The organism is Klebsiella sp. CTHL.F3a (genome assembly GCF_019890895.1).
Classification (GTDB): domain Bacteria; phylum Pseudomonadota; class Gammaproteobacteria; order Enterobacterales; family Enterobacteriaceae; genus Klebsiella; species Klebsiella grimontii.
In genome coordinates this window covers 457475-468707 of the sequence record NZ_CP082360.1, presented here as the reverse complement: position 1 = coordinate 468707, position 11233 = coordinate 457475, and the positions used below count along the sequence as shown (strand labels likewise).

The 11233-nt window shown below is 54.3% G+C and carries 14 protein-coding genes; 2 read left to right on the top strand and 12 right to left on the bottom strand.

The features are described from left to right. Positions 1 to 39: 39 nt before the first annotated feature. From rpsG to fkpA, 7 genes are all read right to left on the bottom strand, one after another. Entirely contained in the window at positions 40 to 510 is a 471-nt protein-coding gene (rpsG, locus tag K7H21_RS02120; RefSeq protein ID WP_004106370.1) for a 30S ribosomal protein S7, read from the bottom strand. Between the two features lie 95 nt (positions 511 to 605). Continuing rightward, entirely contained in the window at positions 606 to 980 is a 375-nt protein-coding gene (gene rpsL / locus K7H21_RS02115) for a 30S ribosomal protein S12 (protein ID WP_002920115.1), read from the bottom strand. Between the two features lie 124 nt (positions 981 to 1104). Further along, complete coding sequence (tusB, locus tag K7H21_RS02110; protein ID WP_004125931.1) at positions 1105 to 1392, bottom strand: sulfurtransferase complex subunit TusB; 288 nt, start codon at positions 1390 to 1392, stop codon at positions 1105 to 1107. Positions 1393 to 1399: 7 nt separating this feature from the next. After that, on the bottom strand, positions 1400 to 1759 hold the full coding sequence (gene tusC / locus K7H21_RS02105) for a sulfurtransferase complex subunit TusC (protein WP_004125933.1): 360 nt from the start codon (positions 1757 to 1759) through the stop codon (positions 1400 to 1402). Next, complete coding sequence (gene tusD, locus K7H21_RS02100; RefSeq protein WP_087828653.1) at positions 1759 to 2145, bottom strand: sulfurtransferase complex subunit TusD; 387 nt, start codon at positions 2143 to 2145, stop codon at positions 1759 to 1761. Before tusD ends, tusC begins: the two co-directional genes overlap by 1 nt. Next, positions 2145 to 2867, bottom strand: a complete 723-nt coding sequence (locus K7H21_RS02095) for a helix-turn-helix transcriptional regulator (protein ID WP_004125940.1) — start codon at positions 2865 to 2867, stop codon at positions 2145 to 2147. The genes tusD and K7H21_RS02095 overlap by 1 nt, the downstream gene beginning before the upstream one ends. 166 nt (positions 2868 to 3033) lie before the next feature. Next, positions 3034 to 3852, bottom strand: coding sequence for an FKBP-type peptidyl-prolyl cis-trans isomerase (gene fkpA, locus K7H21_RS02090; RefSeq protein ID WP_004125943.1), 819 nt, complete (start codon positions 3850 to 3852; stop codon positions 3034 to 3036). 222 nt (positions 3853 to 4074) lie between these two features. Here fkpA and K7H21_RS02085 point away from each other — a divergent pair, with 222 nt between their 5' ends. Then, positions 4075 to 4293, top strand: coding sequence for a protein SlyX (locus K7H21_RS02085; RefSeq protein WP_004106384.1), 219 nt, complete (start codon positions 4075 to 4077; stop codon positions 4291 to 4293). 59 nt (positions 4294 to 4352) lie between these two features. Here K7H21_RS02085 and slyD read toward each other — a convergent pair whose 3' ends face one another. The 4 genes from slyD to kefG form a co-directional block, all read right to left on the bottom strand. Next, positions 4353 to 4940, bottom strand: a complete 588-nt coding sequence (gene slyD / locus K7H21_RS02080) for a peptidylprolyl isomerase (protein WP_004125951.1) — start codon at positions 4938 to 4940, stop codon at positions 4353 to 4355. A gap of 94 nt (positions 4941 to 5034) precedes the next feature. Next, positions 5035 to 5235 (bottom strand): YheV family putative zinc ribbon protein, encoded by a 201-nt coding sequence (locus tag K7H21_RS02075; RefSeq protein WP_004106389.1) that lies wholly within the window; start codon positions 5233 to 5235, stop codon positions 5035 to 5037. A gap of 11 nt (positions 5236 to 5246) precedes the next feature. Continuing rightward, positions 5247 to 7052 (bottom strand): glutathione-regulated potassium-efflux system protein KefB, encoded by a 1806-nt coding sequence (kefB, locus tag K7H21_RS02070; RefSeq protein WP_004125954.1) that lies wholly within the window; start codon positions 7050 to 7052, stop codon positions 5247 to 5249. Further along, positions 7039 to 7599, bottom strand: coding sequence for a glutathione-regulated potassium-efflux system ancillary protein KefG (gene kefG, locus K7H21_RS02065; RefSeq protein ID WP_004125956.1), 561 nt, complete (start codon positions 7597 to 7599; stop codon positions 7039 to 7041). The genes kefB and kefG overlap by 14 nt, the downstream gene beginning before the upstream one ends. Positions 7600 to 7774: 175 nt before the next feature. Here kefG and K7H21_RS02060 point away from each other — a divergent pair, with 175 nt between their 5' ends. Then, on the top strand, positions 7775 to 9679 hold the full coding sequence (locus K7H21_RS02060; RefSeq protein ID WP_004125957.1) for an ABC transporter ATP-binding protein: 1905 nt from the start codon (positions 7775 to 7777) through the stop codon (positions 9677 to 9679). Positions 9680 to 9740: 61 nt separating this feature from the next. Here the strand turns inward: K7H21_RS02060 and K7H21_RS02055 are convergent, their stop codons facing one another. Continuing rightward, a complete protein-coding gene (locus tag K7H21_RS02055; protein WP_142445877.1) occupies positions 9741 to 11231 on the bottom strand; it encodes a nicotinate phosphoribosyltransferase in 1491 nt (496 codons plus the stop codon). Positions 11232 to 11233: the final 2 nt, after the last annotated feature.

Genomic DNA, 11233 nt, shown 5'->3' with positions numbered 1-11233 from the left:
ATCTGAAGCGCCCGTCTGGTGACTATGACTCCGAAGGGATTACCAACGGTAGTGTGCGAACGCCTTGTTGGCTTCTGCCATACGGTGAACGTCTTCACGTTTCTTAACTGCAGTACCTTTGTTGTCTGCAGCATCAGAGAGTTCGTTCGCCAGACGCAGAGCCATGGATTTATCACCACGTTTACGAGCAGCTTCAACGATCCAACGCATTGCCAGAGCATTACGACGAACCGGACGGACTTCAACTGGAACCTGATAAGTAGAACCACCAACGCGGCGAGACTTAACTTCTACAGTCGGGCGCACGTTGTCGAGAGCGACTTCGAAAGCTTCCAGTTCATTTTTACCAGAGCGCTGAGCCAGGGTCTCCAGCGCGCTGTATACGATTGCTTCTGCAGTAGATTTTTTACCATCTACCATCAGGATATTTACAAATTTAGCCAGCAGTTCTGATCCGAACTTAGGATCCGGCAGGATTTTACGCTGACCAATGACGCGACGACGTGGCATGGAAATACTCCGTTGTTAATTCAGGATTGTCCAAAACTCTAAGAGTTTAGTTTGACATTAATATAAAACGTTTGGCCTTACTTAACGGAGAACCATTAAGCCTTAGGACGCTTCACGCCATACTTGGAGCGAGCTTGCTTACGGTCTTTAACGCCGGAGCAGTCAAGCGCACCACGAACGGTGTGGTAACGAACACCCGGAAGGTCTTTAACACGACCGCCACGGATCAGGATCACGGAGTGCTCCTGCAGGTTGTGACCTTCACCACCGATGTAGGAGGTGACTTCGAAACCGTTAGTCAGACGCACACGGCAAACTTTACGCAGTGCGGAGTTCGGTTTCTTAGGAGTGGTGGTATATACACGAGTACATACGCCACGTTTCTGCGGGCAGGCTTCCAGCGCCGGCACGTTGCTCTTTGCAACTTTGCGCGCGCGTGGTTTGCGTACCAGCTGGTTAATTGTTGCCATTAAATAGCTCCTGGTTTTAGCTTTTGCTTCGTAAACACGTAATAAATCGCCTCATATAATATGAGGACGCAGAATTTTAGGGCGGTGCCGAAAAGGTGTCAAGAAATATACAACAATCCCGCCATTACCAGGCCAACTGACCCGCATGTTTGACGGTCAGTCTGACGAACTCAGTATAGCTAACCCTGATGACGCTGTCCGCAATTTGACCAGTCAGCCCGCGGGCTTCGATATCTTCTTGCAGAGCGTAGATGGAGATGGGGGCAGATTGCAGGATTTCAAGGAAACGCCCTTCCGCGATGGCGGCGATAACGCCGTCCGACAGCAGGAGAAGATCGTCACCCTCTTTTATCAAACGGCGCATCGTCGCTATATCGGCGTGCCAGGGGGATGTGCTTAGTGTGTGGAGCATTCAGGCCTCAGAAACGCAGTATCACGTTAAAATCATCAAGCCGGGCGCGTAGAGCCTCTGGCTCCAACCATTCACCATCAACGACCCATGGCGTAGCAGAATTCAGACCGCGCTCCCGTGCTGAAGCAGCGCAAATCCAGCACTGTTCGATATCGTATAGCGATAAGAGTTTGAAGGTGGAGATATAGTCGCGCGCCAGCACCGCGGCAGGCCGCTGCTCTGGAAGCAGCTGAAATACGCCATCGCCCACGAAGAAAACGCCGATCTCTTCGGTCAGGGCTGAGGTTGCCAGCAAGGCGTCCAGCCCTTCCCTGCCCGACGCTGAACCATGGGGCGCAGAGGAAAAAATAAAGGCTACGCGTTTCATCAGAACTGCACCATGCGATCGCAGGTTAACGCGGCTTCCGCCAGCGCGCCCAATCCACTCAGGGTAAAGCCCAGCTGCAAATTATGCGCAGGCAAACTCAGCTGCCGGGCCTCCTGTTCATCAGTGATTCCACGGCGTAAAGCTGCGGCTACACAGATATGCAAGGAAACAGCGTGTTCGTCATGCAGCGCCTGCCAGGCCCGAACCAGATCAAACTCGTCGCTAGCGGGAGCCGTAAGCTGATTCGCGTTGTAGACGCCTTCACGATAGAAAAAGATGCTTAGCAGCTCGTGCCCTTCCTGCAAAACGGCTCGGGCAAACTGTAATGCGCTGCTGGCCTGCTGGGTACCGTAAGCGGGGCCCGTCACCGTAATGGCAAAGCGCATTATTTTTCCAGCCCCTGGAAATCTCCGCTTTTGAACTGACGAATGTAGAGATAGACCGTGTGCTTAGAGATGTTCAGCCGATCGGCCACCTGGTTAATGGCATCCTTGATATCAAAGATCCCTTTCTCATAGAGGTTCAGGACGATCTGCCGATTTTTGGCGTTGTTAGAAACGTTACGGTCAGCGTTTACCTCTTCAATCGTGAACTCAAGCGTCTGGGCAACCAGATCGTCAACCGATGAAGCAAAGTTGACCTGCGAGTTTACCTCCGTCGTTTCCGGCGGAATAAAGGTGCTCATTATTTGTGAGAACGGCACATCAAGATTCATGTTGATGCACAGCAGGCCGATAACCCGATGGTCACGGTTGCGGATGGCGATTGTGACCGATTTCATCAGCACACCGCTTTTGGCGCGGGTAAAATAGCATTTGGAAACGCTGCTATCGGCTCCAGTCATATCGTGCAGCATGCGCAGCGCAAGGTCGGTAATTGGCGAGCCGATTTGTCGGCCGGTGTGTTCACCGTTGGCGATACGAATAGCGGAACATTTTAAGTCCTGCAATGAGTGCAATACGATTTCACAGTGGGAACCGATGAGCATCGCTAACCCGTCCACTACCGCTTCATAGGATTTGAGGATATCGAAGTCGGTCTGGTCAAAAGGACGTTGATCCAGTAAATCAAGCTCACTGGTCTCGTTGGTTAAAAGCGACCTGGACATGGAAAAAAGCACTCCTTTTCAGGAGCCTGTCGTTATCGTCAGGGCAGGCTCATCATCATTATTAATCTATCTAAAGTAATACAGCGCCTGAGGTTCTTTCCAGTTTTAATTATATCTGCCCGCAATAAAAAAGCCGCCGCCTCTGGAGGCGGCGGCTTAAAACCGATTACTTCTTAGCGTCAGCGGCAGGGGCTTCAGCGGCTGCTTCAGGCTTGGCATCCGCTTTCGGGGCCGGTTTAATATCCAGCAGCTCTACATCAAATACCAGAGTAGAGTTCGCCGGGATACCCGGTACGCCGGTTTTGCCGTAAGCCAGATCCGGTGGAATGACCAGCTGGATTTTACCGCCTTTCTTGATGTTCTTCAGGCCTTCGGTCCAGCCCGGGATCACGCCGTCCAGGCGGAAGGAAAGCGGCTCGCCGCGGGTGTAGGAGTTATCAAACTCTTTACCGTCGATAAGCGTACCTTTGTAGTTAACCACAACGGTATCGCTGTCTTTCGGCGCTTCACCGGTACCGGCTTTCTCAACTTTGTACAGCAGGCCAGATTTAGAGGTTTTCACGCCTTTCTCTTTCGCGAAGGCGTCACGGTAAGCTTTGCCTTTCGCTTCATTCTCAGAGGCATCTTTTTCCATTTTCTGCTGAGCAGCCGTTTTTACACGGGTTTCAAACGTCTGCAGAGTCTGTTCGATCTCCTGATCGGACAGTTTGCTCTTATCAGCAAAAGCATCCTGAACACCGGCGATCAGCTGATCTTTATCTAATTTGATGCCCAGTTTTTCTTGTTCTTTCAGGGAGTTTTCCATGTAACGTCCCAGCGATGCACCCAGCGCATAAGCAGATTTCTGATCGTCATTTTTGAATGCCGATTTGCTGTCCGTTGCGGGTGCCGCTTTCGCTGTCGTCTCAGCAGCGAAGCTCAGCGGTGCATTCAGGGCGACGGCCATTGTGGTCGCCAGCAGCGTTACTTTAAACAGTGATTTCATCCATTTCTCCAGGGCCGGGGCATCTCACCCCAGGGTTATCGTAAAAAACAAAAAACGTACTATAGAACGTTGCAGAACAAATCAACATACAGACGTACCTGAATATCGCCTCATTTAAGACTATTTTTGTATAAATTAGTTTCCCGTCAGACGTAACGATGCTGCACGGATGCTGAAACTTCAGTAGAATCCGCCCGCAGAATAAGACAGAAGAGGTTACTCATGCACGATAGCACTTTAGAGACTCGCCTTGCCGAGCTGGAGAGCAGGCTAGCGTTTCAGGAAATCACTATTGAAGACCTCAACAAAACCGTCACCGCCCACGAGATAGAAATGGCAAGGATGCGCGAACATATGCGCCTGATGGTGGAAAAATTGAAAGCGACTCAGCCATCACACATGGCTTCACAGGCGGAAGAAACGCCTCCTCCGCATTATTAAGACGTAAAAAAAGCGGGTCTCCCCGCTTTTTTCTATTCCGCAACGCGAGCGTAGCGGAATTAATGACAACCACAGCCGCCGTTACCGCCGCAACCGCCTTTGCCGTGTTCGTGGCCATGGTCATGGCCGTGACCGCCGCAGCAACCGTCATGATCGTGGTCGTGGCCATGATCGTGGCCGTGAGCACCGTGTACATGACCATGCTCCAGCTCTTCCGCCGTTGCTTCGCGAATTGCGACAACTTCAACGTTGAACTTCAGATTCTGACCAGCCAGCATGTGGTTACCGTCAACAACAACGTGTTCGTCACCCACTTCGGTAATTTCTACCGGTACCGGACCCTGATCGGTTTCCGCCAGGAAGCGCATGCCAACCTGCAGCTCATCAACGCCCATAAATACGTCTTTAGGCACGCGCTGAACCAGGTTTTCGTCGTACTGACCGTACGCGTCATTAGCGCCGACTTCGACGTCAAATTTGTCGCCTACATCGTGGCCGTCCAGCGCGTTTTCCAGGCCGGAAATCAGGGAACCGTGACCATGCAGGTAGTCAAGCGGCGCGCTTACCGGAGACTCATCAACCAACACACCGTCTTCTGTACGTACCTGATAGGCCAGGCTGACCACCAGGTCTTTTGCTACTTTCATGATATCTCCTGAGCATGGGAAGAATAGTGGCGCAGATTGTAGCGGAATTCTGCAGCCGTGTACCCTCTAGCTTAAAAAAAGCCGATAGATAACGCTAGTCCGGATGAAAAATGCCTATCACTTGCTCTTCTTTGCGAACATGCTCGCGGACCTCTTTATCCGCCTCACGCATCTGATGCCCGCACTTAACGCACTCAACAATATCGACATTATTCTCACGCCACATCGCCAGTGAATCCTGAGCCTGGCACGCCGGACATTTCGCACCGGCAATAAAACGTTTACGCACAGCCATATCATTTACCTTTATTCAAATTCATCCCAGCCATCTAACTGCCTGCTCTCTTTTTGCATCTCACGCTGAAAGATCTCCTCCAGCTCGCGTCTGGCTTCCCGCACGCGGGATATCTGCAGGGTATCACTATGCACCGGCATTAACTCGCGCAGCATCCGCATATCAAGACGCCGAAAGTGGAGCTGAGCGCGCTGCGCCTGATGGGGATGCATACCGAGTGAGATCAGCGCTTTTCGTCCCAGCTCCAGCGCGCTGGAGAAGGTTTCGCGAGAAAATTGCGCCACTCCCGCCTGCAACAGCTCATGGGCCTCAACGCGTCCCCGCGCTCGCGCCAGAATGTGCAGATGTGGAAAGTGTTGTTGACACATCTCCACCAGCTTCATGGTATCTTCCGGCTCGTTACAGGTGATAACGATCGACTGCGCGTCTTCAGCGCCCGCCGAGCGCAGGAGCTCCAGCTGCGTCGCATCGCCAAAATAGACTTTATAGCCATATTTACGCATCAGATTGACCGCGCTGATATCGCGCTCCAGTACCGTGATGCGCATTTTGTTCGCCATCAGCAGACGGCCAATCACCTGGCCGAAACGCCCAAACCCTACGATAATGACCTGCGGTTTGTCATCTTCAACCCACGGCGCCTCACCCTCTTCTTCGGGTTGATTCAATCGCCGCGAAAGCACTTTATCGATTAGCGTCATCAACAGCGGCGTGGTCATCATCGACAACGTCACCGTCACCAGCAGCAGGGCCATCTGATCGTTTTGAAACAGACGAAGCGAAGCGGGTAGTGAAAAAAGCACAAAGGCGAACTCCCCTCCCTGGCTCAGCACGCCGGCAAACTGCACACGCTCTGAACTGCGCAAACCGTATACCCGCGCCAGAAGATACAGGACAAGACCTTTTACCGTCACCAGCACTGCGACGCTGACCACAACCCACAGCAAATGGGTATAAAGCACCCCAAGATTCAGCGCCATGCCAACGGAAATAAAGAACAACCCAAGGAGAAGACCTTTAAATGGATCAATGGCGATTTCCAGCTCGTGGCGATACTCACTCTCGGCCAGCAGAACGCCGGCGATAAAGGTCCCGAGCGCCATTGACAAACCGAGCGCATCCATAAACAAAGCCGATCCGAGCACCAGCAGTAGCGTTGCAGCGGTGAAGACTTCCCGCACGCCGGATCCGGCGATAAAACGAAATACCGGCCTTAGCAGATAACGACCGCCAACCAGCATTCCGCCGAAGGCCAGCACCTTCATCCCTATGGTGAGCCAGTTAAAATGGTCGTCACCAGAACCCGCAAGCAATGGAACCAGCGCCAGAGCCGGAATCACGGCCAGATCCTGAAACAGCAATACCGAGAAACCCAGCTGTCCAGACTCGCTGCGGCTCATGCCCTTCTCACGCATCAGCTGCAGCGCCATCGCAGTGGAAGACATCGCCAGCCCAATCCCGCCGACCACCGCAGCGCGCCATGAGAAGTCGCTCAGCATAAGCAAACCGCCAAGAATGAGCGCGCTAAAGGCGACCTGAGCGGCCCCGACGCCGAAAATTGAGCTTCTCAGCCGCCACAGTTTGGACGGATTCAACTCCAGTCCGATGATAAACATCAGAAAGACGACGCCTAATTCTGAGAAGTGAAGAATTTCATCAACATCGCTGATGAACCCTAATCCCCAGGGGCCGATGGCGATACCGGCCAGCAGATACCCCAGCACGGCGCCAATACCCAGCCTCGCCGCCAGCGGTACCGCCACCACCGCGGCAAACAGAAATAACACCCCGGCCAGCAGTAAATCAGCTCCCGCCATTTGGACCTCCAGCCATTACAGGATTAGCCAGCCAATCGCGGTAGGCGCGAGCGCGGCTTTTCAGGTCTTCGGGAGATTGCCGACGCGCCCAGTAGACGATAATCGGGCTCATCCAGTGCATACGGCACATGCCGGCAGTCAATTCAAAAGGACGGAGAATGTCATTCATCGGATAACGATGGGCATCGCGCCGGTAGGCGCTCTCCGGCTCACCGGTGGTAATGACGCTACGCCAGTACTTTCCCGCCAGCTGATTCCCTCCCGCCCCGCTGGCAAAGCCGCGGCTGAGCACCCTGTCCAGCCACTCTTTCATCAGCGCCGGGCAGCTCCAGGTATAGAGCGGATGCTGGAAAACAATCACCTCATGCTGGCGCAGGAGATCCTGCTCACAGGCGATATCGATAAAAAAATCCGGATAGTGCGCGTAGAGATCGTGCACGGTCACATTCGACAACTGTAAGGCCGGTTCAAGCAAAACCCGGTTGGCCACGGAATCCTGAGATTCTGGGTGGGCATACAGCAGCAAAACTTTCGCTGTCTGAGACATCTTTCCCCTCCCGAACGTCTTCTGGCGGCCTGTGCAGCGGCTGCGTCCCGACGCAACCAGAATGACTTTGTGTATCATCTTCATTTTGGGCTACCATTGCGGCCCGGTTGAGCGATTCGCTCCACACTACATTATCATAATGACAAATTAACATAGTCAGAACATACGGCGCCTTATGATTGTTTTCTCCTCCTTACAAATTCGTCGCGGCGTACGCGTCCTGCTGGACAACGCCACCGCTACCATCAACCCAGGGCAAAAAGTCGGCCTGGTGGGTAAAAACGGCTGCGGTAAATCCACGCTGCTTTCGCTTTTGAAAAACGAGATTAGCGCCGATGGCGGCTCGATGACCTTCCCCGGCAGCTGGCAGCTGGCCTGGGTTAACCAGGAAACACCTGCGCTTGCGCAGCCGGCTATTGACTATGTTATTGATGGCGATCGCGAATTCCGCAAGCTGGAGGCGGATCTGCACGCGGCCAACGAACGCAATGACGGTCACGCCATCGCGACGGTACACGGTAAGCTGGACGCTATCGACGCCTGGACCATCCGCTCACGTGCGGCCAGCCTGCTCCACGGGCTCGGTTTCAGCAACGAACAGCTTGAAAGACCAGTGAGCGACTTTTCCGGCGGCTGGCGTATGCGCCTTAACCTCGCTCAGGCGCTGATTTGCCGTTCCGATCTGCTGCTGCTTGATGAACCGACTAACCACCTCGATCTCGACGCGGTTATCTGGCTGGAGAAGTGGCTCAAAGGCTACCCGGGAACCCTGATTCTGATCTCCCACGATCGCGACTTTCTCGATCCGATCGTCGACAAAATTATCCATATCGAACAGCAAACGATGTTCGAGTACACCGGCAACTACAGCTCATTTGAAGTGCAGCGCGCGACCCGTCTTTCGCAGCAACAGTCGATGTACGAAAGCCAGCAGCTGCGCGTCGCGCATTTGCAGAGCTACATCGACCGTTTTCGCGCTAAAGCCACCAAAGCTAAACAGGCGCAAAGCCGTATCAAAATGCTCGAGCGCATGGAGCTCATCGCGCCTGCCCACGTGGATAACCCGTTCCACTTTAGCTTCCGCGCGCCGGAAAGCCTGCCCAATCCGCTGCTGAAGATGGAAAAGGTTAGCGCCGGCTATGGCGAGCGCGTGATTTTAGACTCAATCAAGCTGAATCTGGTGCCCGGTTCGCGCATCGGTCTGCTGGGGCGCAACGGCGCCGGTAAATCAACGCTGATTAAACTGCTGGCCGGTGAGCTACAGCCGCTGCAGGGTGAAATTGGTCTGGCGAAAGGCATCAAGCTTGGCTACTTCGCTCAGCATCAGCTGGAATTCCTGCGCGCGGATGAATCCCCGCTGCAGCATCTTGCCCGCCTCGCGCCGCAGGAGTTAGAGCAGAAACTGCGCGACTACCTGGGCGGTTTCGGCTTCCAAAGCGATAAGGTCAACGAACAGACGCAGCGTTTCTCCGGCGGCGAGAAAGCGCGCCTGGTGCTGGCGTTAATCGTCTGGCAACGGCCAAATCTGCTGCTGCTTGATGAACCCACCAACCACCTCGATCTCGATATGCGTCAGGCGCTAACCGAAGCGTTAATCGATTTTGAAGGCGCGCTGGTGGTGGTTTCGCACGACCGCCATCTGATTCGCTCCACCACCGACGACCTTTATCTGGTGCACGATAGCAAAGTCGAACCTTTCGACGGCGATCTTGAAGACTACCAGCAGTGGCTGAGCGACACGCAAAAGCAGGAAAACCAAGCCTCAGAAGAGCCGAAGGAAAACGGCAACAGCGCCCAGGCGCGTAAAGATCAGAAACGCCGGGAAGCCGAGCTGCGTACGCAAACCCAACCGCTGCGCAAAGAGATTGCCCGCCTGGAAAAAGAGATGGAGAAGTTCAACGCGCAGCTGGCGCAGGCGGAAGAGAAGCTGGGCGACAGCGAATTGTACGATCAAAGCCGCAAAGCGGAACTCACCGCGTGTTTACAGCAGCAGGCTAGCGCGAAGTCCGGGCTGGAAGAGTGTGAGATGGCCTGGCTGGATGCCCAGGAACAGCTGGAACAGATGCTCCAGGAAGGCTAACGGCATGATGCAGTACCAAAAGGCGGGAACGCCCGCCTTTTTTAATCCCTCTCACAGCCGCTTAACGCTGTGCCGCCAGCCGGGCGCGGATCTGCGACAGCGAGGCATAGCCGTACAGCTTGCCATCCAGAAAGCGCGTTTTTAACTCGCCCTGCTGCTCCTGTTCCAGCGTTTGCCCATCGTACAGCTGCAGTTCCCCCAAGGCGTCGCGTTCCACGCACAGCAGACCGCGCGCTGAGCGTTTGAGGCCATTATCGGTTTTCGGCTCCTTAAAGAGGGCTCTTCCCTCGCCGTTCACCTCCCCCCAGGTCGCTTTCATCGCGAAGCCGAAGGTATCGCGGGTGTTGTACTGGTAGGTAAAGGAACCCACGCCAAATACCACATTAGCGCTGGCAAAACCTTTCGCTTCCAGACGGCGCAGGATCTCATCCGCTCTGGCAAGGGTAATGGAATCGCCGTAAATCAGGCCGACATGCGGATCCAGCACCTTATACCCTTTTTCGTTAATCGTACCGCCGAAGATTTCCCACAGAACCTCTACGGAGCCTTTCTCCTCGGCGCTGCGCTCGCTGCTGGTGTCATTGTCAGCTGCGGTGCCGCACAGAATCGCCACCGGATCGCCGCTGTCCGGACGGAATACGACTCGCCCCTGACGCTGCATAATTATCGCCTTCAGCTCGCGGGTGTATTCGGTCAGCACCTGCCAGTAGTCCCAGGTATCCGAGACGATAGAGACGAAACCCTGCGGGTGGACTTCGGTAATCAGCCGGCGAAAGGTTTCAATTTCCCGCTCGCGCTCGCCCATACACATTACGCTGTGTTCCGTGGCCGGAATGCTGGCGCCGATGAGCTCATCGTCACCGCGAGTGTAATAATCACGGGCATACAGCAGCGAAGGCAGGCTATCGGTACCTTTGAAACTGGCCAGATGTCCGCAGCCCGACTGCGCAGTGTCGTGCAGCCCGGACATTCCCCGAAACGAAAAGTCGTGACATTGGAAATCAAGGTGCGTCAGATCGCTACAGGTTTTCTCCGCCCAGCGTTCGCAAATCAGGCGATAGTGGTGGGCGATGGTTGCGTTGGTTGACGCTTTCCACAGCTCCGCCGAAAGCACCGTTTCCAGATAGTTTACCAGCCAGAAGAACTCAGGTTGCGTATTGGTGATGGTCAGCACCGGTACTTTCATCGGCACCTTGGTGCCTTCATCCAGCGCTTTGATATGCAATGGTAAATAGCCAAGTCGATGCAGAGCACGAATAGGCTCCACCCCAACTGTATCGCGCCCCAGATAGCCGTCCATCACCTGCTTATACTCGTTGACGACCTCCTCTTCCGGGCGGGCGAAAAACGCCTCGTTAAACAGATCGACCAGGAACCACTGCAGAAAGCCCTGCAGGCCGAAAAATACCAGCTTGCCGTCGGCCTGCGGCGACTGGAAAAAACGATCGCTGCGCGGAGTAAAGTTTGAGTAGACCTTCGTAGTCCCCTGCGGATACTGCACGCGATGGGAAACTTTATAACCATCAATAGCCAGAATCGGATTTATTTTCATCA

Coding starts and splice junctions, on each gene's coding strand:
- rpsL (WP_002920115.1), bottom strand. CDS start 980: ATGGCAACAATTAACCAGCTGGTACGCAAACCACGCGCGCGCAAAGTT.
- rpsG (WP_004106370.1), bottom strand. CDS start 510: ATGCCACGTCGTCGCGTCATTGGTCAGCGTAAAATCCTGCCGGATCCT.
- K7H21_RS02055 (WP_142445877.1), bottom strand. CDS start 11,231: ATGAAAATAAATCCGATTCTGGCTATTGATGGTTATAAAGTTTCCCAT.
- tusB (WP_004125931.1), bottom strand. CDS start 1,392: ATGCTCCACACACTAAGCACATCCCCCTGGCACGCCGATATAGCGACG.
- tusD (WP_087828653.1), bottom strand. CDS start 2,145: ATGCGCTTTGCCATTACGGTGACGGGCCCCGCTTACGGTACCCAGCAG.
- K7H21_RS02075 (WP_004106389.1), bottom strand. CDS start 5,235: ATGGCTGTGCGTAAACGTTTTATTGCCGGTGCGAAATGTCCGGCGTGC.
- kefB (WP_004125954.1), bottom strand. CDS start 7,052: ATGGCGGGAGCTGATTTACTGCTGGCCGGGGTGTTATTTCTGTTTGCC.
- K7H21_RS02085 (WP_004106384.1), top strand. CDS start 4,075: ATGCACGATAGCACTTTAGAGACTCGCCTTGCCGAGCTGGAGAGCAGG.
- slyD (WP_004125951.1), bottom strand. CDS start 4,940: ATGAAAGTAGCAAAAGACCTGGTGGTCAGCCTGGCCTATCAGGTACGT.
- fkpA (WP_004125943.1), bottom strand. CDS start 3,852: ATGAAATCACTGTTTAAAGTAACGCTGCTGGCGACCACAATGGCCGTC.
- K7H21_RS02095 (WP_004125940.1), bottom strand. CDS start 2,867: ATGTCCAGGTCGCTTTTAACCAACGAGACCAGTGAGCTTGATTTACTG.
- kefG (WP_004125956.1), bottom strand. CDS start 7,599: ATGTCTCAGACAGCGAAAGTTTTGCTGCTGTATGCCCACCCAGAATCT.
- K7H21_RS02060 (WP_004125957.1), top strand. CDS start 7,775: ATGATTGTTTTCTCCTCCTTACAAATTCGTCGCGGCGTACGCGTCCTG.
- tusC (WP_004125933.1), bottom strand. CDS start 1,759: ATGAAACGCGTAGCCTTTATTTTTTCCTCTGCGCCCCATGGTTCAGCG.